Origin of the sequence: Pasteuria penetrans (assembly GCF_900538055.1) — a bacterium.
Classification (GTDB): domain Bacteria; phylum Bacillota; class Bacilli; order Thermoactinomycetales; family Thermoactinomycetaceae; genus Pasteuria; species Pasteuria penetrans.
Map to the genome: position 1 here is coordinate 2,086,528 of NZ_UZAC03000001.1, position 21,468 is coordinate 2,107,995.

The 21,468-nt window shown below is 46.8% G+C and carries 20 protein-coding genes and 1 other RNA gene; 19 read left to right on the plus strand and 2 right to left on the minus strand.

Translation table 11 applies throughout. The features are described from left to right. Nucleotides 1–202 precede the first annotated feature (202 nt). The 11 genes from hisS to PPRES148_RS08535 all read left to right on the plus strand — a co-directional run bounded on the left by hisS (nt 203) and on the right by PPRES148_RS08535 (nt 10,244). Nucleotides 203–1,069 (plus strand): histidine--tRNA ligase, encoded by an 867-nt coding sequence (gene hisS, locus PPRES148_RS08485; RefSeq protein WP_149454080.1) that lies wholly within the window; start codon nt 203–205, stop codon nt 1,067–1,069. Nucleotides 1,070–1,073: 4 nt separating this feature from the next. Continuing rightward, the gene (locus PPRES148_RS08490; RefSeq protein WP_149454081.1) at nt 1,074–1,481 is read left to right on the plus strand and encodes a His/Gly/Thr/Pro-type tRNA ligase C-terminal domain-containing protein; all 408 of its coding nucleotides are present in this window, start codon (nt 1,074–1,076) and stop codon (nt 1,479–1,481) included. A 212-nt stretch (nt 1,482–1,693) separates the two neighbouring features. Beyond that, nucleotides 1,694–3,478 carry an aspartate--tRNA ligase gene (aspS, locus tag PPRES148_RS08495; protein WP_149454082.1) on the plus strand — a complete coding sequence of 595 codons (1,785 nt, stop codon included), beginning with the start codon at nt 1,694–1,696 and terminating at the stop codon, nt 3,476–3,478. A 215-nt stretch (nt 3,479–3,693) separates the two neighbouring features. Continuing rightward, nucleotides 3,694–3,879, plus strand: a non-coding RNA gene (gene ssrS, locus PPRES148_RS08500) — 6S RNA. Nucleotides 3,880–3,940: 61 nt separating this feature from the next. Further along, the gene (locus PPRES148_RS08505) at nt 3,941–4,537 is read left to right on the plus strand and encodes a 5' nucleotidase, NT5C type (protein WP_187820878.1); all 597 of its coding nucleotides are present in this window, start codon (nt 3,941–3,943) and stop codon (nt 4,535–4,537) included. Between the two features lie 141 nt (nt 4,538–4,678). Then, nucleotides 4,679–5,362 carry a 5' nucleotidase, NT5C type gene (locus PPRES148_RS08510; protein WP_149454084.1) on the plus strand — a complete coding sequence of 228 codons (684 nt, stop codon included), beginning with the start codon at nt 4,679–4,681 and terminating at the stop codon, nt 5,360–5,362. Between the two features lie 627 nt (nt 5,363–5,989). Continuing rightward, nucleotides 5,990–6,271, plus strand: a complete 282-nt coding sequence (locus PPRES148_RS08515; protein WP_149454085.1) for a hypothetical protein — start codon at nt 5,990–5,992, stop codon at nt 6,269–6,271. After that, nucleotides 6,246–7,007, plus strand: coding sequence for a metallophosphoesterase (locus PPRES148_RS08520; protein WP_149454086.1), 762 nt, complete (start codon nt 6,246–6,248; stop codon nt 7,005–7,007). Before PPRES148_RS08515 ends, PPRES148_RS08520 begins: the two co-directional genes overlap by 26 nt. 152 nt (nt 7,008–7,159) lie before the next feature. Then, nucleotides 7,160–7,429: a NifU family protein gene (locus tag PPRES148_RS08525; RefSeq protein WP_149454302.1), complete on the plus strand. Its 270-nt coding sequence runs from the start codon at nt 7,160–7,162 to the stop codon at nt 7,427–7,429. Nucleotides 7,430–7,824: 395 nt separating this feature from the next. Then, a complete protein-coding gene (locus tag PPRES148_RS08530) occupies nt 7,825–8,130 on the plus strand; it encodes a hypothetical protein (protein WP_149454087.1) in 306 nt (101 codons plus the stop codon). Nucleotides 8,131–9,935: 1,805 nt separating this feature from the next. After that, nucleotides 9,936–10,244: a hypothetical protein gene (locus tag PPRES148_RS08535; protein ID WP_149454088.1), complete on the plus strand. Its 309-nt coding sequence runs from the start codon at nt 9,936–9,938 to the stop codon at nt 10,242–10,244. A gap of 86 nt (nt 10,245–10,330) precedes the next feature. Here PPRES148_RS08535 and PPRES148_RS08540 read toward each other — a convergent pair whose 3' ends face one another. After that, the gene (locus tag PPRES148_RS08540) at nt 10,331–10,558 is read right to left on the minus strand and encodes a hypothetical protein (RefSeq protein ID WP_149454089.1); all 228 of its coding nucleotides are present in this window, start codon (nt 10,556–10,558) and stop codon (nt 10,331–10,333) included. Nucleotides 10,559–10,816: 258 nt separating this feature from the next. Between PPRES148_RS08540 and PPRES148_RS08545 the strand changes: the two genes are divergently transcribed. Further along, a complete protein-coding gene (locus PPRES148_RS08545; protein ID WP_149454090.1) occupies nt 10,817–11,533 on the plus strand; it encodes a DnaD domain-containing protein in 717 nt (238 codons plus the stop codon). Nucleotides 11,534–11,538: 5 nt separating this feature from the next. Here the strand turns inward: PPRES148_RS08545 and PPRES148_RS08550 are convergent, their stop codons facing one another. After that, nucleotides 11,539–12,945, minus strand: a complete 1,407-nt coding sequence (locus PPRES148_RS08550) for a UDP-N-acetylmuramoyl-tripeptide--D-alanyl-D-alanine ligase (protein WP_149454091.1) — start codon at nt 12,943–12,945, stop codon at nt 11,539–11,541. A 184-nt stretch (nt 12,946–13,129) separates the two neighbouring features. On the opposite strand from PPRES148_RS08550, the gene PPRES148_RS08555 reads away from it, so the two are divergent. The 7 genes from PPRES148_RS08555 (at nt 13,130) to PPRES148_RS08580 (ending at nt 21,421) form a co-directional block, all read left to right on the plus strand. Continuing rightward, nucleotides 13,130–14,065 (plus strand): cytochrome c oxidase assembly protein, encoded by a 936-nt coding sequence (locus PPRES148_RS08555; protein ID WP_187820882.1) that lies wholly within the window; start codon nt 13,130–13,132, stop codon nt 14,063–14,065. A 618-nt stretch (nt 14,066–14,683) separates the two neighbouring features. Next, nucleotides 14,684–15,793: a M42 family metallopeptidase gene (locus PPRES148_RS08560; protein WP_149454093.1), complete on the plus strand. Its 1,110-nt coding sequence runs from the start codon at nt 14,684–14,686 to the stop codon at nt 15,791–15,793. 670 nt (nt 15,794–16,463) lie between these two features. Next, nucleotides 16,464–17,810 carry a group II intron maturase-specific domain-containing protein gene (locus PPRES148_RS08565; RefSeq protein ID WP_187820883.1) on the plus strand — a complete coding sequence of 449 codons (1,347 nt, stop codon included), beginning with the start codon at nt 16,464–16,466 and terminating at the stop codon, nt 17,808–17,810. Between the two features lie 150 nt (nt 17,811–17,960). Beyond that, a complete protein-coding gene (locus PPRES148_RS08570) occupies nt 17,961–18,164 on the plus strand; it encodes a hypothetical protein (RefSeq protein ID WP_149454095.1) in 204 nt (67 codons plus the stop codon). A 66-nt stretch (nt 18,165–18,230) separates the two neighbouring features. Beyond that, nucleotides 18,231–18,404 carry a hypothetical protein gene (locus PPRES148_RS11870; protein ID WP_187820365.1) on the plus strand — a complete coding sequence of 58 codons (174 nt, stop codon included), beginning with the start codon at nt 18,231–18,233 and terminating at the stop codon, nt 18,402–18,404. 1,977 nt (nt 18,405–20,381) lie between these two features. Further along, nucleotides 20,382–20,840 carry a hypothetical protein gene (locus PPRES148_RS08575; RefSeq protein WP_149454096.1) on the plus strand — a complete coding sequence of 153 codons (459 nt, stop codon included), beginning with the start codon at nt 20,382–20,384 and terminating at the stop codon, nt 20,838–20,840. Nucleotides 20,841–21,223: 383 nt separating this feature from the next. Next, nucleotides 21,224–21,421, plus strand: coding sequence for a hypothetical protein (locus PPRES148_RS08580; protein ID WP_149454097.1), 198 nt, complete (start codon nt 21,224–21,226; stop codon nt 21,419–21,421). Nucleotides 21,422–21,468 lie beyond the last annotated feature (47 nt).

Sequence of the window (21,468 nt, forward strand, 5' to 3'; positions counted from 1 at the left end):
CATAAGGTTGTTCAACCACTGAGTACGTTCAGTCGCGTTGGTTTTGTCAACGATTCATCAAGTGCAAATCCGTTGGATGGATTCCCTTAGGGGCCTGGCTTGCCGGTTGTGTGATAAGGACTCACGTGGTAGAATGACCCAAGATTGGAAGGGAAGATGGAGGGTTTCCTGAATTTTTAGGGGGAGAGGGGGTAGTGGATGGATGCCCTATCGTTCACCACGTGGTACCGCAGATATCATACCGCCAGGGGCGGAACAGTGGCATTGGCTGGAGGAACGTGCTCGTTCTGTGATGGCTCGGTATGGTTTTCAAGAGGTAAGGACGCCTATTTTTGAGGAGGCGGGGCTTTTCAGCGAGAGCGCAGGTACTGCAACGGATATTGTAAACAAAGAAATGTATTGCTTCGAGGATCGTAGTCGCCGTCCCTTGGCCCTTCGTCCAGAGGGGACGGCGGGTGCTGTTCGTGCTTTGATTCAAAGCAAGGCCTATGGGGAGCAACCATTTCCTATTCGCTGGTACTATATGGGTCCCATGTTTCGTTATGAAAAACCCCAGGCAGGACGGTATCGCCAGTTCCATCAGATAGGGGTGGAGGCATGGGGAGAGCAGGACCCCGCATTGGACGTGGACGTAATGGCTATGGGTTTCGATTGTCTACGAGCATGGGGGATCGAGGACACAACGTTGCTCATTCACACAGTGGGGGATACGGAGACACGTGCTCGTTATCGTCAACAGCTAGTGGAATACTTACGGAACTATGAATCTGAGTTACCCATGGTGGATCAAGAGCGTTTGTCAACCAGTCCCCTCCGTGTTTTGGATAGCAAGGAGGGAATCACCCAGCAGCTGTTGTTGGAAGCGCCCAAGTTGATTGATTGTCTGACGCCGATAGCTGAACAACATTGGAACCATGTGTGTGCCATCTTGAACACCTTGAACCTATCGTACCATATTGAGCCACGACTTGTTCGTGGTCTTGATTACTACACCCATACGGTGTTTGAATGGGTGACCCCTTCTTCCCATACACAAGCAGGTACATTGGGAGGGGGGGGGGCGATATGATCAGTTGGTCCGACAACTAGGGGGGCCAGAACTTCCTGGCATAGGCTTTGCTTTCGGTATGGAACGGTTGTTGCTAGTTTTGCGATCACTCGGTGCCCTGCCGCAGAGGGAGGGGGTTCCGGATGTGATCGTTTTGGTTTGGGAGGATATTGCTTTACATAGGGCAAGCCGTGTCGTGGCTCGTCTTCGCCAAGCGGGGATTTACTGTGACCGTCTGTATGGACTTCGTAGTCTCAAGTCGCAGTTGCGTACGGCTCACCGGCGTGGGGCAAGATTTGTTCTCCTATTGGGCGGACAAGAATACGCGAAGGGACAGGTACTTCTTAAGAACATGTCTTCGGGGGAACAAGTCACCGTATCTGAGGAGGAAATAGTGATCCATTTGCGAGCTCATCTGGAAAGGGATATGTAGGGGGGCCTAAAGGGGATCAAGGACCAGATTCTTCCCAACTGGTTGTTTTTTTGTCATAATATCCAATCATCAAAATGATATCCTCAAACGATGTTTGCTTGAATGAATGGTAGAACAACCCAATTACGATAATTTATACTCTTAGGAATGATACCTCCTCCTTTTTTAGGGTAGTGGATGGGACAGGAGAGATTTTGAAAAGAGGTAGGGAAATGGAATGGCAACGGGAACATTGGGTAGAAGAAACACCTCAATACCTAGGACAAGAGGTGGTTCTCAACGGTTGGCTGCAAAGGCGGAGGGATTTAGGCGGTCTCATTTTTTTGGAATTACGTGATCGGTCCGGAGTAGTACAGATTTTATGTCCGGCAGGGGCGCAGCAAGTGCGTTCTCTTGCCGCGCAGATACCGATTGAATCAGTCATTGCTGTTCGTGGGGAGGTGGTAAAACGTTCGGAGGATACGGTCCATCCCACCCTGCCCACGGGTACCATCGAGATTTATGCTAGCGAACTCCATTGTCTGAACGCGGCAACGCCCTTGCCCTTTTCGGTGGTAGAGGAAGGGGATGTGGATGAACAGGTCCGTCTACGCCATCGTTATTTGGATCTACGACGCCCTTCCTGGCAGGAACGTTTACGTTTGCGTCATCGGGTTTGTCAGTCCCTGCGCCAGGTATTGGATCAACAACACTTTTGTGAGGTTGAGACTCCCTTACTCACGAGGAGTACCCCTGAGGGAGCGCGGGATTACCTTGTTCCCAGCCGTGTTCGACCGGGGGAGTTTTATGCTTTGCCACAGTCACCACAACTCTTCAAGCAATTGCTAATGGTTGCAGGTACAGAACGATACTACCAATTTGCTCGCTGTTTCCGTGATGAGGATCTGCGAGCGGATCGACAGCCGGAGTTTACCCAGTTGGATATAGAGCTTTCCTTTGCTACCATGGGCGAGTTGCAACATCTGTTGGAAAATCTATTGCTCACTGCTATACATGTCGCAACGGGAAAACAGTTGCAAGGGTCTTTTCCCAAAATCACCTACGCAGAAGCTATGGCGAAGTATGGTACAGATAAACCAGATTTGCGGATCAACCTACCCCCTATCACCGACGTTTCTCCTGCCTTTCCTGCTACCGAGGTGGACGTGATTGCAAAAGTGTTGCAGGAGGGGGGGAGTGTACAAGCCCTTTGTGTACCTGAAGCCTCTGGAATTAGTAGAAAAAAGCTCGGGGAGTGGGAAAAAAAGGCACGTAGTCTTGGCGCGGGGGGTCTGATGTGGTTCCTTCTCCATCAGGAAGATATCAAGGGACCCTTGGTAAAACGTTGTCATGAACACGAGCTGACAGCCCTTCGAACCCTGACAGGGGCGACGGAGGGGGATGCAATTCTCCTGTTAGCGGGCGATACGGAGAAAGTTTTGCCTATTGCGGGGGCGATACGTCTGCATGTTGCTAGGGATATGGGGTGCGTGTTTTCTGGCTATGTTCCTGTATGGATAGTGGACTTTCCGCTCTGGGAACGTAATGTGCTAAAGGACCAATTGGATCCCTTGCATCATCCCTTTACCCATCCTGTAGAGGAAGATATGGTGTATTGGGACACGAATCCTGAGCAAATTCGTGCAAAGGCTTTTGATTTGGTCGTCAATGGCTATGAGATAGGAAGTGGCGGCTGTAGGATTCATGATCCTGCCCTCCAACGACGCGTGCTGCAGGCAATGGGCTGGGCCGCGGAGGAAATAGAAACGGAATTTGGTTTTCTACTGCATGCCTTATCCCACGGTGCCCCCCCCCATCTTGGATTTGGTTTGGGGATCGATCGTCTGTTGTTGTTACTCACCGGGAAGGGTAGTTTGCGGGATTGTATTGCTTTCCCTAAAAATGCGGCGGGCATGTGTCCGTTGATGGGGTCCCCTGCCCCTGTGACAAAAGAGCAGTTGGAAGTACTCTCACTACGCTGTCTTACCCCGCAGTGGGATAGGGGGAAAGAGAAATGAGGCTACTTTTAGGATTGAGACAAAACATATCCTAAAGTTGGGGCGTAAACGGATCCGTGGGCAGGATGATGAGTGCGGTTGGGAGTGTGTGTTCCCGTGGGTCCCAAAGAAGATTGAAACGAAACCATCACAATTTTATAATTTTATTGTGGATTTTATTTTGATATACAAACCAATTGCAAGAACAGAGAAACTTTGATACCATGGGGACTGGGGAGGTTCTGCTGTGTACGTGCATTCCCGTTGTGTTTTGAAACCTAACATGCGTGTTTTTGGGGAGCCCTACATGATTCAACGTGCGTGGCAACCCCCTATGGGGGAATCGCAACATCGTTGACCGCGGGCACCCACCTGTGGAGGGCAGGTTTAGAGCCCGGGATTCACGGCATGGCGGGCCCCCTCTTCATTTGTCTTTGTATGGGGCATGATTTACTAGGTACATGGGGGTGTAGTAATCCCGCTATGCGTATCGGCGTGGATCTTGATGGGACGGTGGAGGATACGTCTGCGATGGCTATAGGGGTGTACAATCAATTGTTTGGACGCACAATGTCATCGAGTGATTTTGATTTCGAGCTTTGTGGTGGGGGTGGGATTCACATTGGTGCTGTTTATGATATGGGGGAGGAGGAGGCCCAACGTCTCTGGACCCAGTGGCAGGCCTATTTTTATGAGAACGGTCGCCCCTTTGAACATGCAGCGGCTGCTTTACAAAAAATTCACATCGATCATGAAATTCACTTTATTACAGCCCGCCCCGATACTCCCGTTGTTCGTGGAGCCACAAGAGCATGGCTGAAGAGACATCAATTTCCTTTTACGGAAGAGAATTTACATATGAATTCCTTAAAAAAGGGTGAGTTATCCGCGCAACTGGGGATAGGAGTGTTTTTCGAAGATGATCCCCTTCACCTCCAAAATTTAGCAGATCATGGAATTTATGTAATAATAGTAGATTCTCCCTATAATCGGTCGTTCTCCTGTCCTCTGCAGCAACGGATGCATTGCTGGGATGAGGCAATCGGGCTTATACCCAGTGTTTCCCTTCCTTTAGGGTAGATTTTTGCCGAGTTATGTTTTTATTGAAATAGGAATATAGGTGGACAAGGTTCTCGCTCATTCCCTTAAACTACTACCCTTATGGATCTCCCCCCTTAGGGATGCTTTGTTGATGTGTTTGGTGTGGTAAGGGGAACCCCGATGAATGTTCCATCCGCTGGGTTGGAGCGTTTTTTTTATACAGTCGCTGATAGGAATATTTGGATAGGGGGTGGTTTTTGGATGCGTATTGGTGTTGATCTTGATGGGACGGTAAAAAACACTTTTGCAACGGCCGTGACCATGTTCAATCAATGGTTTAAGCGGGAGTTATCACTGAACGATTTCAACTTTGATTCTCTTCGCCTTGATCTAGCCTATGGGGTAGGGATAGAGGAAATCACTCGATTATGGCATCAGTGGGAGAATAACATTTATAAGAATAGTCATCCCTTTGAACATGCGGTTTCGACTTTGCAGAATTTCCAAAAAGAACACGAGATCTATTTTATCACGGCCCGCCCTGATACGCTCCCAGTACGGGAGGTAACAGAGGCCTGGTTGCGAAAGTACTTGTTTCCTTTCACGGGGAAAAACCTGTATATGAACTCCATAGAAAAAGGGAAACTGTCCGAGGATCTAGGGATAGAAATATTTTTTGAGGATGACCCAATTCATCTGCAAAACCTGGTTCATTATAAAATACCAACTGTAATCATGGATGCCCCCTACAACCGATCCTTCTCCCACCCTCTACGGCGCATGCATTGTTGGAGTGAGGCTGATCAATTCATCTGTGTAGTCCCTTACAATGAGGTTGACTCTCTTTCCACAGGGAGTGAATAGTCCCCACTGCTCTATGGGGTGCTTGATGAATCGGGAACCATGCAATTTTTTATGATTTCCCCGAAAATGGTCGGGTGGATGGGATTATGGCCAAAGCTAGTGTCATCTTTACAGGGTCCCCTTTTTTGTCCCTTCTGTGTTATCGGATGACCCGTTTCGGGGTCTATTTTTGATAAATTATTTCACATTAATATACAATAAAAATTAAATTTACTACAATTACCCTATGGTATTCATTCACCCCAGAATACGACCGTTCCTTTGAACACCTGTTATTTCTCAGGGACCTTTTTAAACTCATACTAAAGGGACTGTGCGTAGATATCCTCCCGCTTGGGCCTATTCTGGTTATCGTGAATCTTGGCGATGCACTGGACCTAAAAGTTCTTTATACCAATAATCCCATGGGGGCCGAGAGGTCAGTGACTGGGTGAAGATCTTGGCCCAGTACCCTATCCTCTACCTTGGGGGGATTCTTCAGTTGATCTGGTTCTATTCCCGTAGTGAGTGGGGATCCATTCCAGGTCCTCATACGAGATTGAGTATGATTTTATTCCACCATAATGTGGGGTGGATGCATACTATAAAATAATGGAGATCATGATGGCAAGGGGAGGATTGAGAGTGATGAAAAAAATTTTTATGGGTATCATCACCCCGCCAGGGCGGGGGAATGGGGCCAGACAAACCCCTGTGCCGGCTGTGGTTGTTCATGGAAATTACAATACCCAGTCTGTAGTAGTACATACCGGGATGGCCTCTGTAGTGGTAGTGCGAAACAGGGGACTTTCCACGGATAATAACCTTTCAGCTGAGTCTAATGTACAGGGTTTCTGGTATACGGAAGGTTATAGTCGTCCTTATTGCATAGGTGTAGAACGAGATGTTCTTATGGATCGCTGGAGTTAGAGTGAGTATTTATGCTATTAGTGATCTGCATCTTTCCTTTCGCCATCCTGTATCATTAGATGGTTGGGATGCACAACGTGATCGTACCAAGCCCATGGACACATTTGGTTGGCATAACCACGAGGAACAGATTCGTGACCATTGGTTGGCTACTGTACGCACGGAGGATACGGTATTGATTCCTGGGGACATTAGTTGGGCTATGCGCCTATGTGAGGCGGTTCATGATTTGGACTGGATTGCTCAGTTACCAGGGCGTAAGATTTTGTCTCCTGGAAATCATTGCTACTATTATCGCAGCAAGAAACAAATACGTGCAGCGATGCCTCTTTGTATGAAATGGCTGGATGCTGATGGAACACTGGTGGAAGGACAGGTTATTGTAGCAACAAGGGGTTGGAATTTGCCAGGGGATCCTTATTTCCGGGAGGGAGTGGACCGAGGAATTTATGATCGTCAGGTGGGGCGTTTGCGTCTGGCCCTACAGATGGCGAGTAGGAATCATCCTGGGCTTCCTATCATTGCCATGCTCCATTATCCCCCCTTAACGACCCATGTTTCCTCATCTGGTTTTTTTGATCTCCTACAGGATTATAATGTACATACCTGTGTTTATGGTCATTTGCATGGAAAAACGGCCGAAACAGCAATCGAGGGAAGGGTGGGTCATGTTCATTTAAAGTTGGTGTCCTGTGATGTTCTTCAATTTCGCCCCTATTTGGTTCTTTCATCCTGAGTGGGGAAAGGCTCCTGCCCGTTGCGATTTTTCAGGAAAGGGTCTACAATGGAGGGAGAATTGTGGCGTATGGTTGGGATAGAGGTCCCCTGTTGGACCATTACGGGAGGGATTTATAAGTGACCAGGGATAACGAGAGGGAAACCTGCAATATGAATACGGGGACCTGTGACGTGGAGCCAGGAGGAGAAGAAACGATTGAGGATCGTGTAGAGAAGTGCATTGATAAGCTGCGTCCCTATATCCAAAGTCATGGGGGGGATGTGAAGCTCGTCAATGTGTGCTTGGAAGAGGGCATTGTGGAAGTAATCCTATTAGGGGTTTGCGGGAGTTGTCCTAGTTCGACCATCACTCTGAAGGCCGGCATTGAAAATGCTTTGAAAGAGGATATCCCTGAAATTAAGGAAGTGCGGCAGGTATAGTCCATCCTCATCGGAAGTGATAGGACCATTGGATCCCTTTCTGGGGTCTGATGGTTTTTTGCGTTCGTACATGGGAGATGCGAACAGCCCTCCCTCATTGAGACGGGAAAGAATTCCTTACATAATAAATTCATCTATTATTTATGATGCTATAGTGTATTCTAAACTATATGCTAGGGGGGAAGCATTAGGATGTATAGGAAAAAGTAGGCCCCCGAGAAACATCCTGTATTGTATCGCGGTTGTTTGTTTTAGCCGTTTCGTTGGATAGACCATAATCATATGTTGTCCTTGGTGGCACGAATGGCCTCTTGGTGATGTTATAGAAAGAATGAAGGGTACTGATATTTTTTTATGTTTTTAACTTATTATTATTTCATGAGGAGGATGATTCTTTGGATAAGCATCCAAATTGTTCAGCTCCCTTTTGTATGGGTTGTCCCGTTTGTCCTTTTGGAACCCGTGATAGTAAATGTAGGGATTGTATAGGTTTCCCCCCACCTCTGGGCGATTGTGGTCGCCCGGAGGTGGGGGGTAGTTCTTCTGTAAAATCCACCATGCGAGAAAGGAAGAAAGGATCTCCCCCTGTTGTAAAGCGTCGTTTGCGTACAAAGAGAGGATGCTTGAAAACAAAAAAACCCCCTGTTGCATCGATTCACCGAAGGGTGCGGCGAGCTGTTTTTCTGAAAGGGAAGTTGTAGGGGATCCCGTATAGGTTCTCAGTGATTATTTTTAGGTACTTTCCCATTTTTCCCGGAATTATTTACATGGAATGCGAATTTCCTTTATCCCTCTATGTAGTTGAAATATAAAACATAATCTACACCTATTCAATTGAATTATTATATTTAATTATATTACATTGTTATGTTAGTATAATAGGGACTATGAACATAAATAATAGTGACAACAACAGTCACTGCCTCCCCAATGTCATTTTTCTACTCCCTAGTATCCATCAAAAAATGTTTAAAAATAAAAACTTATGTTAAATAAGAAATGGGTTGGGAGAGGCGATTCCGTTTTTGTATCATCGGTAAATAGGCACATGTTATTATGGAACCAAGGGGCGGGGGTATCCAGTTAGGGCAATAATTCCCATTCGAGGTCCCACAATGCCACTGCTTTTGTTCATTTTTCGGCTTGTCATGATTACTTACCTTGCTGTAGCATGTAGGTATGCGTGGTTGGTGGATAGGGTGAAATGTGATGATGTAAATGATTTTTGAATTCAATTCGATCAAAGAGAGATAGTATAGTGTTGATAATATATGATATTATGTTATTATGAAGTGTTCTATATTTGAGTGTGGCGCGCGGCCTGTTACGTTCCTGCGTCGTAGGTATTTCTAGAATAAATGTATTCATGATCTATGATATTTATGTTATAGTTATTGTATATAGGAATAAAAAAATTAAGAAATGAATTATTAGGAATTCCAAATTCCGCTCAAGAGGTGAGGGAGTTGATGATGTCGAAACGATGCTCGCATGTACAAGTTCATGGGCGTAATCGTAGAGGGATATCTTCTATGATACCCTCGCTTGGTCTGTTTTTTTTCTCAATGATAGTGGGGATTCCCTCTTCCCATGCACAGGTTTCCTCCCCTGATTACTCTGGGGCCATGGCTTTTCCCTCCAACGCGAATGGGACGGGGGGGTTCTCTCGTCCTGTTTCCTCTGCCTCCCCCAATGCGGAGATGAATTACCCCCGTTCTGGAGATGGGGCTTCCTCGTTGTCCCCTGGGAGACAGGTGAATCCCTCCCGATTCGAACCTAGGGTGGAGGACCGAAAAGAGGCCGATATAGGCACCCTCCCGTATTATAGTGCGCCGTCTAATTCTGTCCATGGGACGAAGTCAAAATCGGCACCGGTTCAGGTCCAGAGTTCCATTCCCCCCTCGGGGTTTCAAAGGAACCCTCCTGTCCAGGGATCTCAGAACACCCCTCCCTCCTCGGGGTTTCAAAGGAACCCTCCTGTCCAGGGATCCCAGAACACCCCTCCCTCTGTCCAGGGATCTCAGAACACCTCGGATGGGGAAAAGGGGGGTTCCCCTAAGGGTACGTGGGGGCGGGAGTCTTCGAAAGTCGGTCATTCGGCAGTCCAAAAAATTGGGGAAGTGCTAGAGGTGATTGGTACTTCTGTCGATACGTTACTAGGCGGTTCTTCCAAATAGCAATGATACGGTTGGTATGGGAAGGAACGGGGGGAACACGGGGGCTGATCCCGGCGTTCTCCCCTCTCTTATTTGGAAGTCGCTAGGGGGGATTTCTCCCAAGGGTATGTATGTTATTTTTCCCCAAAAACGGTACTGGCCTATCGGCATGGTTCTCCGTTCTGCATATGATGAGCAAGGGTATCCATGGGAGAAGGGGATTTCGTACAAGAACAGGGTATGACATAAATTTTGTATGTCTTCCCCATAGGGGTCTCTGGGGAACGTCTGAGGAGATCAAGACAATATTTCACCCTGTTAAAATCAGTAACCCAAGGGGTATAAAAGAGATGGCAAAGGAAAATCCCTTGTATGCGACATTGGCAGCCCTGTTAAGAACCAGTCATGATCTCTTTCACACTGTCGATTTTTCGCAACTTTTTGTACAGTATTTGCGCCATCAATCCATTGAAAATCCCCTGGAACTGAGTATTTATCAACACCTGGTGACTGAGGCGATGCCCCTATCAGCGGAAGTCAATGAAAGTTGGATTGGATGGATTCAGCTTGATCATTGTCTCCATGTGAGGGATGGTCGACATGAACAGTACGTTCTCCACTCCGAACATACCGTTCCCTTTCGTATCCCCCCGCGTTGATATTTAGACCCCAACGAAATAGAAGACCCATGGTTATGTTGGCAGGGGTTATTGTACCACGCCACCACCGTGGGTCTTACTTTTTTTTATCTGCGGCCTCGGCCCCCGCTGCTGCTTTTTTTGCTGCTTCTCCTGTTGGGGTATTTGATCTTTTTCCACTTTTTTTTCTTTATTTTGAAACCGTCATCGTCATCATCCTCCTGTGCTTGCTGCCATAAGCTTTCTTTTACACTGTCGCAACCGCTGAGTCCCCCCATACAACCCACACATAGGGTGGATAGGCCTAGGATCAATGCGCTACGCTTCATGGACACGACAACCCTCCCGAAAAAGGCTGATCATAAACAATGATACGAAATAACGGTCCCAGTAGAGACAGAAGATTTTTCAAACGTACGTAGGGCATGGGAAAACGGCAGAACGTCTTTGCATTTGTTATGGGTTTTGCGTTACGATGTGGGTGGCTCATGTCCGTGAGCGAAGGATCCGTATTCTCCTCCTAGGACTCTGCATGGCAATTCTATCACGAGCGATTCTTCCCGTCATTAGGATGGGGTGGGAGTAAAAAAGTTATGAAGAGAGACAAACTAACAATGGGGGAGAGTTTGCATTGGGAAATGGGCAGTATCGCGGTGCCTGTGGTCTTGTTACGAAAATATGGGGAGATAGGTCTACAGGCACAGGAATTGTTGGTGCTGTTGCAGTTGCAATGTTTACAAGAAAAGGAGGGTAAACTCCTTCCCTCTGCAGAGGATGTATCCTTCTACGCAGGTTTGCCCCTAGAGCAGGTAAGATCTATACTGAAAAAATTGTTGAGGAATGGTTTTGTACAGAGGGAACGCCAACCGCGTGGTGAATGTTATACCTTTCGCCCTCTGTGGAGAAAGCTAGTAGGCAAGATGGAGGAAACAGTTGCTTGTACCTGGACAGCATCTAGTACCCTATTACATAGGATAGAAGAAGGATTCGGTAGGGCCCTGTCGCCGCTGGAGTTGGAAACCGTTGGACGATGGATGGAGGAAGGTCATTCTGAGGCACTAGTTGTGGCAGCCCTACGGGAGGCTATTTTTTGTGACGTATTCAGCATACGTTATATAGACCGAATCCTCTACATTTGGAAACAACAAAAGATCGCGACACCTGAAGAGGCCGCGTCATTTGCCGAGCGGTATCGCCGTCGACGTGTTCCCTCTGCCGGTTCTGATTCTCTGCCCATATCCGCCCCCGGGTTACGGGAATCACCGGCATGCAATTGGTTGCAATCCTCCGTAGATACGGGGAAGGGGTGAACGATCTATGAAGGCTTTCGGAGTTGGCGAACGATGTTCTCGAAGTGAAGGGCGCGTGACGCTTTGAAGTAGATGATGGAGTGGGAGGGTAGTTGCCGAATTTTATTCACGATCGCTTGGCCGTTGCGGACTACAAGAACGCGCGAAATAGGAAAACCATTTTGTATAGCGCTTCGTGCTATGATAGGTCCGTAGCGGCCTACAGCAATTAGATAGTCGATGGACAACTTAGCTACCTTTGCCCCTGCCCGTGCGTGTCCGATTTGTGTCAATGTGCCCAATTCCAGCATATCGCCTAGGACGGCAATTTTGAAACGTTTTCCCCCCACATTGGCTAATACATCTAGGCCTGCTAGTAGGGCGGGGGGGTTCGCATTCCATGCATCGTTGATGAGTAGCTCGCCCCGTCGACCCAACAAAAATTGTAGCCGCATGCGCGGGGAGCGGAAGTTGGCTAGAGTGTGCTGCATTTTCTTCACGTTGACGTGGGCAACAAAACCCATTCCAATGGCAGCAAGGGCATTGTAGACATTGTGTAAGCCATAAACGGACAAACGAAATGGATAGGTTTGTCCTTCAAAGATAACTGAAAAAATCATTCCTGTGGTTGTATAGTGGACATTCTTTGCCCTTATGGTTGCGGGGTTTTTAATGCCAAAGGTGTAGATTTTCCCTGGGCATTGTTTGATGGATAAACGTCTTGTACCAGGATCGTCCGCATTGAGAAAGATGATTCCGTTTTTGCGTATGCCCTCCAACAGCTCCTGTTTTGCAAGTGTGATTTGTTGTATACCACCCAATGCGCCCGCGTGTGCTTCGCCTACATTAGTAATGGCGGCTACGTGAGGTTTCGTAATTTTACACTGGGCCCGGATATTTCCCCTCGATTTCATGCCCATTTCGAGTACGAGGTAGCGATGTTGGGAACCAACCCTACTGATATACCAGGGTAGATAGTATAGTGTGTTCAGATTGTCGATTGTTCTTATCAATGGTGCCCTATTCGCTAACATGCCTGTGATCATGGCCGTGGTCGTTGATTTTCCAGCACTACCTGAGATCCCAAATACATAGGGATTATAGTGTTGGTAACTCCATTTTGCCAGCTGAAAAAAAGCTCGGTAGGGGTGGGGAACGGCGATGACACCACTATCGAAAGGAAGGGCGGACAGAAGGCGGGGGGACCATTCGGAAGGGATAATTATCGTATGGGGACGAACACGCCGAATGTCGGCCAATTGTTTTTCCAGAGAGCGTCTCTTGTCTATAAAGTATGTGTGATGGCGGGATAGAACTTTCGACTGTCCGTAGTTGAGTTTGTTCCGGCTGTGGAAGGCGCTGGGTTTTCGGAGGGATTTTCCTGATATGATTTGTAACATTTGGGGGTATGTGAGGTTTCTCAGTATTTCCATCCTCCCCGTTCAGCAGATTAGGAGTGGGTTTGGAGGACAAAGGTTGTATGCTCTTTCATGCAAACGTTGTACATCATATGCTGCATGGAGGGAGAGGTAGCTAGTTTTCGGCCTAGGATTTTATTTTTTATTTTTATTAATTTTTATTCTATGTTAATAAGAAATGGATTGCGGGGGAGGGATTGTGTTGGTACACGCAGCGAATTGGCATTCCCATTCTCATACCCATGACTCCGGTGCTTATGACCATAATGCTGATTTATATGGTACCGGTATGGATATCGGTTGGATTCAGGTACTCCCATGGGTCCTTGTTTTGGGTTTGGCTCTGTTGTACTACCGCCGGCACATCTATTTGGTATTGGGGATCCTCGTCTACGTTTTCTCCACCTGGGGTCCCTTGGCAGATTGGGTTCACCAGTCTTTCAGCATTCATATGTTGCAAATGAGTCTGCACTACTTTGTGGTACCCCCCCTGGTATGGCTGGGGATCTTTCGTCATCCCTGGTACGTTGACTCACGACAATGTCGACCTTTTGTGCTTCTCAAGGGAAGTCGTGTTTTTCCTTGGTTAAGAAGGATAGCCATAGTCCCCTTGTTATGGGTATGGCGGGGATTGGCAAATCCTTTGGTCGCTCTTCTACTCTTCAGCGGTTTGATGTCGATCTATCATTTACCCGTGGTGTTTGACCGCATCATGACCTCTCATTTCTGGCACAATGTGTCCCATATTCTCCTTTTGTTGACGGCCTTTTGTTCCTTCTTTACCATGTTGTCTCCCTGGAAGGAGGATGGTCGTTCCGCTACAGTTTTCCTTCGCATGGGTCTTTTAGTGGCCTACAGTATTTGTTTCCTTCCCGTCTGTTCCCTCATTGCTTTCACCGATCAACTGTTGTACACCACCTATGTCCACGATCCGCCCCTTTGGCCTTATCTTTCTGCTCTGGATGATGTACGTATGGGCGGGGTGGTCATGAAAATTTTCCAGGAAGCCGCTTACATAACTACTTTGGGTCATTTGTTTTATCGTTGGGTACGAATCTCCCGTGCTAAGGCGGACGAGGAGGATGCTGTGTTTGCCCGATCCCAGTCCCAGGCCAGTATACATGGTGAGCAGTAATCATAAACTTTGGCTAGGTCAGAAAACCCTATTTTGCCCGGCGCGAATTTATGTGAACACAACCTCTGCAGGGACCCATCAGGTTGATGTGGCCGTCGCACGTAGCGCTGGAAGGTGTGTGTTACATAAAATGGTACTATGTATACAACTGTATACAACATTGGGTACAAGCTGCGTTTTTGGTGGAGAAGAGGGGTGTTGGGCATCTAGGCGAAATTTGGGGTTCCCTATCTTTGTCCTGATCCTTTCTCCTGTTGTAAAAACAAGGGGATTTTATGGACTACAGAGTTGTTAGTATTTCGTGGCCTGGTACTTTGGAATGGGAACACAGACATGCCTACGGAGAAAATTTGGTTTAGTGGTGGTAGCGAATGGGATTGGTTATTTCTTACTCGTGCATCATAATGGACCAGCCAGATTGTCAACCTGTTGACGGCACCCTGCTTTAAGGGTTCCTAATCATGCCACCAACTAGTATGCTATATTGAACAGTCAACGGATGCTGACAGCGGAATATGATTTCTAGCCTGATTGGGAAGAGGATTTGGGTGTTTTTTCTAGTAGACTACGATTATAGATTCGCAGTCGATAAAATCTCTTCCCCCGGAAGGTATCTGTTTGTGTAAAGGTGGGATTGTACTGGATTGGAATAGGATTGTTTCACTGACGGAGTTGTTAGGGGCGCCGGGTTCTGAAGAGGATGTACGTATGAGATTTCGTGAGGCTTTGGAGCCTCATGTAGAACAGGTGTGGACTGATCGTCTGGGTGGAATCGTTGGACTCAAGGCGGGAAGGAATAAAAAGGATGGATATAGTAGAGGACCTAGGATTCTAGTGATCAGTCATCTTGATGAAGTAGCCCTCCTTATCACAGGTGTTACCCATGAGGGTTTTTTGAAATTCCAAACCCTGGGTGGTTGGGATTCTTCGGTTTTGCAGGCGCAACGTTTTGTGGTAAAACCTCGCAAGGGTGGGGATCCGTTGTTGGCTGTGATAGGATCAGTGCCCCCCCATTTGTCGACAGGTTCCAGTGTTCCTCTCCTAACCGATTTGTTCCTCGACGTGGGTGCTGCTTCTGCCGCTGAGGTGGCGGTTTGGGGAATAGGAATAGGTGATGTTGCAGTCCCTGATTCCTCCTGTGCTTTATTGGGTAAAGGATCAAGATTCGTGGCCAAGGCATGGGATAATCGTCTAGGTTGTGGTTTGGTTCTGGAGTTGGCGTCCTCCCTCCCCAATGGACACCACCCTAATGAATTGTATGTAGGTGCTACAGTACAAGAGGAAGTGGGTTTGCGGGGTGCCTATGTGATGACACAGCTTGTCCGTCCGGATCTCGTTCTTGCTATCGATGTGGGACCAGCTGGAGACACACCGTCTTCCCAAGATCGTGGTCAGAAATTGGGGGAGCTTGGTAAGGGAGCTGTCATCCGGTTGTTTGATCGGGCCACCATTACACCACCGCGTCTACGGGACTTTTTGCTCACAACGGCGGAGGAAGTGGGTATTCCACACCAGGTGTTTTATTCGTCCGGGGCTACGGATGCGGGGATGGCACATCGCGTGGGTGTTGGTTCTCCCGCCTCTACGCTTGGTGTGGCAGGTCGTTATATTCATTCCCATGGTTCCGTCGTTGACCGTTCTGATGTAGAAGCAGCAGTAGCCTTGTTGAGGGAGATCATTCTTCGCTTGGATCGATCTGTTTTTAATAGCATTTTACCCTCCTCATAGGACCTTTGTCTCTATGAGAAGGGTATTCTTTGGTTTGATTTTGTAGTGTGATCCGGGGAGCCTGCCCAGGGAGCACGTGTCTTCTGTTGTTCTTTTCCAAAAATAAATTGAAAAATTTGTTGCACATTGTATATTTTTATAAATAATACTATTTCTATTCACATTAAGGGATATCATAACAGTGTAAGGAAATCCGCTGGTGGAATCGTCTATCCAGGGCTTTTCCTATGTTTGTGTTATTCTTCTCCCAAATCATACTATCAAAATATATAGTTTCGATAATATATAGTTTTTCTTGATTGTAACAGAGGAGCAACGTATGTATAGGGTAATAATGAAAAATTTATTATATTACATATATTTTACAATGATGAGCATAGTGATCAGCTCAGGGGGATACCTAGAGGGGGATTTTTCACATTTTCCATAACTGAAAATTAGTACTATTTAGTTCTATGTGGAAAAGGATCCCAATTCACTTATGCCAACTACGGAACCAGAGAGAGAACCATTTTGACGTATAAATTCATATCGCATATATATCGAGGATTAAGCCATCCTCTACCCATCGGAATCTGATTTTCAGGGTTATCCTGGTGTTTTTATCATCATATATTTATGTCATTGTTGGTTTTTTCAGACTATCCTGGTCTATGGAATGGAGATGAGGATGAGTAAAACCGTCAAGAAGGACGATCTTTCATCGTTATCAACATGGAGGAGTTGGTTATACAGACAGGCAAAGCGAGATCCCCAATGGCGTGCATCAGATCTCTTACCTATGGTAGCCCATCGCGAGGTTCTTTGGGCGGCTTTCCAATGGGTGGAGAGGGATTGCTCCTTACCAGGATCGGATGGAGTAACTGGCAGACAATGGAAACAGCGGGGTACAGAGAGAGTTATAGAGTTACAGCGTCGCTTGTTGACAGACCGCTACCGCCCCCATTCCTTTCATCATATCCCTTCTTCCAAACGGGAGAGAACGCTATCCCAAATGATGGAACCTAGGCGTATGCCACCCTTCTGTGACCGAGTGGTGCAAACTTCCCTTCGATTGATTCTGGAGCCTATTTGGGAAGCCACCTTTCCCCCCGGTTCTTATCAGGATCGTCCCGGCTATTGGCCACCGCAAGCGGTGGAGATATTAGCTAGGGCAATTACGAGGCGAAAAACAAAGGTATGGATTTTGGATGTTCACCCCTGGTTGAACTGTTTACCCCATGACTATATCCTTGCCTGTTTGCGACAACGGATCAATGACGTGAGAATTATACGACTAATAAAACAATTGTTGCAAAGACATTTCCAGGAAGGGAAGGGTATATCGGGTAGGGGTAATCTCTTTCCTTTTGTGGTCAATATTTTATTGAGCCCGTTGGATGCTGCATTGGAAGCTATGCGGTGTTCAGTATGTGAACACCCCCACAATCGTTTACAGTACGCCCGCTGCGGTACAGAGATAGCCGTTCTTGTGGATGGTCATCCCCGTTGGAGGGGCCTCATGGCCGAGGTGCAGAAAAAGATATGGGGGATTCTAGATTCCCCATTGGCTCTATCCACCTTCCCTATCCAGCAATGTAATCTTGAATGTCCAGGGAGCTGTTGTATCTTTGCTGATTCTCAGTTGCGCTGTTTGGTGAAGAAAAATTCCTATATTTCCTATCGAACCCCCTCTCAGGCAGCGCGTTCCCGCTTGCTGGATCGATTAGGAACAGTGTTCCGTCAGCATCGCAATCAACCTATTGCAAGGGTCATCGGGCAGATCAACCCTATTCTACAGGATTTTGTTTCCTATTTCCGGGCAGGTAATTCCAGTCGATGTTTTCATTATATTGCCCATTGGGTAGACCAACGCGTGCGTCAACATATGATCCATTCGGAACGTAGAGAGGGATTAGGCTTGGGTTGGCAGAACATGTCCCGTTTTCGTCGGGATCTGGGCCTTTATCATGATTATCTTATTCGTCGTCCTATAGGGGATCCTCCCCTTCCGTTGCCCTTGCCACCGTTGGAATAGATGCGAGGGGGATGGGATGTGTCTATCTTTCCTTTTCGTTGAGGGATTGGGTTGGAAATGGACAAAAGGGATAGGATATCGGGCCAAATATCGAACCTGGGGATTCAGTTCTGGTTGGTAAGTAGGCCGCAAAGTCGAGCTTAGGCCCAGATGCTCAAAGGCGTATCAGGGAGGAGCTATTGTGTAGAAGATCTGTCTGTTCACCTCGAAGAAATGGAAGGGGGGGAATTCATTTCTTCTGCCCCGGTGGCATGCGGTGTTCAGGCGGGATGTGTGTCAAGAAGTCGTTCAAGAGATGAAGGTTGCTCGGCCCTTCGTAACCGGCTGATAGGTAGCAGGTTACAAACCGCCTAGTGCTGCTGGTGTGGAAACACCCCGGTGGTGAGCGATCTAGGAAAAGGCAGGGCATGACCCTGTCAGGTGGGAATCGGGGAGATCAGCGAAAGCGAACCAGCCGAAGACGCATCGAAAGGTATAGTCCATGTCAAAACCGATGTGGGTCCCGAACGTCGGGATGAACCGTGGGGGATGACCTATCTACTGCCCCGGTGGCATGCGGTGTTCAGGCGGGATGAACCCGATTTAGGCTCTTGATCGGAACTTGAGAGATCGTCGTACGGCGTCTGGCTGTCGCCAGATGTATAAAGACCGAGGACAAACCGAGGTTCCGTGCACGAAGTCGGATCAGCTCATAGTAGTGAGGAAGCTTCTGTAATGGAAGTGGAGCGAAGGGGCTGACTCATCCTGCGGAGGACAGTTAGATGAGAACTTTAGCGGGAGATCCGCTGGAGGAGATCAAACGACAACTTTAGTGGAGATCCACTATAGGAGGTCACTGGAACCTCGGAGCAACATCCCCATAATCGAAGTAGGACCTAAAGGGTCTGAAGATTGGGATGGGATGAGAAGAGCCGGATGATGCGAGAGTATCATGTCCGGATCTGTGAGGGACTCGGCTGAAATGCCGGGTCTACTCGAACCCGATGTAGGCTCTTGATCGGAACTTGAGAGATCGTCGTACGGCGTCTGGCTGTCGCCAGATGTATAAAGACCGAGGACAAACCGAGGTTCCGTGCACGAAGTCGGATCAGCTCATAGTAGTGAGGAAGCTTCTGTAATGGAAGTGGAGCGAAGGGGCTGACTCATCCTGCGGAGGACAGTTAGATGAGAACTTTAGCGGGAGATCCGCTGGAGGAGATCAAACGACAACTTTAGTGGAGATCCACTATAGGAGGTCACTGGAACCTCGGAGCAACATCCCCATAATCGAAGTAGGACCTAAAGGGTCTGAAGATTGGGATGGGATGAGAAGAGCCGGATGATGCGAGAGTATCATGTCCGGATCTGTGAGGGACTCGGCTGAAATGCCGGGTCTACTCGACGAACCCGATGTAGGCTCTTGATCGGAACTTGAGAGATCGTCGTACGGCGTCTGGCTGTCGCCAGATGTATAAAGACCGAGGACAAACCAAGGTTCCGTGCACGAAGTCGGATCAACTCATAGTAGTGGAGAAACCCTTGTAATGAGGGTGGAGCGAAGAGGTTGAATGGTCTGCAGCAAGGAGAGGATCGTGGGTTAGACCCGATGGGTCTAACTGGATGCACAATCTGAGACAAGGAGATGATCGCAGTTGGACCAGGCAACATCGGATCGAAATCCGGATAGAACACAGTAGAGGAAGGTACGAGGAACGTGACACCAGACTGGGATTCTGAATGGGCAAAATCCTATATGGAACCATTATGGAACCCTAAGAGCCACATAATGCGAAAGTAGTATGTGTGGTTCTGTGAGAGGGTTGGCTGAGATGCTAGCCTCGCTCAACATGAGGGACTCGGCCAAAATGCCGGATCTACTCGCAACAGAGTTTAATATAAAAAAAATATCAATGAAAACATAAATCGACTTTATGTTGATTTATGTTGGGTGTGCAAAAGAGGCAAAAATGAGGGGAATCAGCGAGAGAAGATCCCCCCATGTGGAATTGGGGGGGTTGGTTCCATGATTCCTTTCCCATTGCCGCCTGGCCAATTCTTTTCTTTCCTCTCTTTATTTAAATATATAAAAGTTATTCATTGGTGAGTAATTGAACTGTTTTTTTAGTAATACCCGGTTAATGTGCAAAATAGTAGCTGGTTTCTATTTTGTTTTCTCGGCGCCACCCTAAATAAAAGATTTTTATGGGAGTGGTGTGTCAAGCAATTGGAAATTTGCGGGATACTGCCAGGGATACTCTTCTGTTTTGAGAAATCCCAACAGAAGAAGGAGAAAGAACAAGATAAAAAATATTATGTAAAAATGCAAAGGAAGGTTTCTGGAGGAGCCAAAAATTAGGGTTAAAAATCTTCCCGAAGGAATACAAATTTTATATTATTTTATTTAAATTTCAAAATCATGATTATTTACCTTGTACTATAACCAATCTTGATAATTTAAACATATAATAAACATATTGACGTACAATGAGATTCATGTTTTAATTATACATATTAGGAAAATAAATGAGGAATTAAACTAATCAATTCCTCATTTATAAACAATAGATAAATTAAATTTAAGGAGTAGAGATTATGGGATATGAATGGTACAGAGAAGGAAAAGAAGTTGAAAGGTCTCGAGGGAAGGGTTCCCTAAAATTACTATTTTTCCTTGGTGGGTTCGTTCTTCTGCAAACATTGTCATCTCATATGTTTCTACCTAGTGAGGCTATCGTATTTGCAAGTGAACAGACAGAAAGTCAATTTTCATCACAACAGAAGGATAGAGTTGTTATGCCAATGCATGTAAACGCAAGTTTGGAGAATTTCCAGAGCGGGGTAGGAGAGGGGGTTCAAGGAGAACCTTCATTGAAATCTGTTGTAGGATCCTGGGGACGCAGTAAGGATGAAACATGGAATTATATAAGGTCCAGACCTACGTACCTATGGGACAATGGTCCATTGTATCTATGGAATAGTGGAATTGATAAAGTTAATATTATCAAGAATAATATTAAGAACAGTATCAAGGAATGGGTAAACAATTGGTAATGTAATTCGTTTTATATATGCGGATGTTGATATTCTGTGAGAAGGTTAGCTGAGATGCCAACCCTATTCAACGTGAGGGAATCGATTGAAATGTCGGGTCTACTCGACATTCACTTCATGGGAGAAGAATAGTCCAATATTTTACAAAAAATGGGACCGTGCAATTTCTTGTGGGGAATGCCCTATCTATGAATCTAGTCTCACCTTTTGGTAAAGCAATTGAGTAACATAATAACATTTTGTTATGACACTGTTCCTGTTTTGGTATCCCAGGGGTATTTATCTTATATTTATAAGATGTTTCCTTTAATCACTAATTTATTGTAAATTCAGAAAATAATGGGCTGGACAGGCCGTTGCGAGATTTAGGGGTATAATGGATATTGAGATGGGCGGCGGATACCCAGTCTGATGCTGGAAGGATTGTACCACATAAGTTACCCCCGGAACTAGGTGGTGGGATTCTTGAGAAGGAATATGGTACCTCCGTTCCGTGGAAGAACTCGTCGGATGGAGGGAGTTTCCCGGGGAAAAACCGTCGTGGCGCCTTAGACGGATTTTCCCCGAAAGGTGCTAGCTAGAAATCAAGGGTATGGACATCGTCCATACAACCCTGCCCTTGTTCCGT

Coding starts and splice junctions, on each gene's coding strand:
- PPRES148_RS08535 (WP_149454088.1), top strand. CDS start 9,936: ATGGCAAAGGAAAATCCCTTGTATGCGACATTGGCAGCCCTGTTAAGA.
- PPRES148_RS08515 (WP_149454085.1), top strand. CDS start 5,990: ATGAAAAAAATTTTTATGGGTATCATCACCCCGCCAGGGCGGGGGAAT.
- PPRES148_RS08575 (WP_149454096.1), top strand. CDS start 20,382: ATGGGATATGAATGGTACAGAGAAGGAAAAGAAGTTGAAAGGTCTCGA.
- aspS (WP_149454082.1), top strand. CDS start 1,694: ATGGAATGGCAACGGGAACATTGGGTAGAAGAAACACCTCAATACCTA.
- PPRES148_RS08520 (WP_149454086.1), top strand. CDS start 6,246: ATGTTCTTATGGATCGCTGGAGTTAGAGTGAGTATTTATGCTATTAGT.
- PPRES148_RS08525 (WP_149454302.1), top strand. CDS start 7,160: ATGAATACGGGGACCTGTGACGTGGAGCCAGGAGGAGAAGAAACGATT.
- PPRES148_RS08510 (WP_149454084.1), top strand. CDS start 4,679: ATGAATGTTCCATCCGCTGGGTTGGAGCGTTTTTTTTATACAGTCGCT.
- PPRES148_RS08570 (WP_149454095.1), top strand. CDS start 17,961: ATGCTCAAAGGCGTATCAGGGAGGAGCTATTGTGTAGAAGATCTGTCT.
- hisS (WP_149454080.1), top strand. CDS start 203: ATGCCCTATCGTTCACCACGTGGTACCGCAGATATCATACCGCCAGGG.
- PPRES148_RS08550 (WP_149454091.1), bottom strand. CDS start 12,945: ATGGAAATACTGAGAAACCTCACATACCCCCAAATGTTACAAATCATA.
- PPRES148_RS08505 (WP_187820878.1), top strand. CDS start 3,941: ATGCGTATCGGCGTGGATCTTGATGGGACGGTGGAGGATACGTCTGCG.
- PPRES148_RS08565 (WP_187820883.1), top strand. CDS start 16,464: ATGAGTAAAACCGTCAAGAAGGACGATCTTTCATCGTTATCAACATGG.
- PPRES148_RS08545 (WP_149454090.1), top strand. CDS start 10,817: ATGAAGAGAGACAAACTAACAATGGGGGAGAGTTTGCATTGGGAAATG.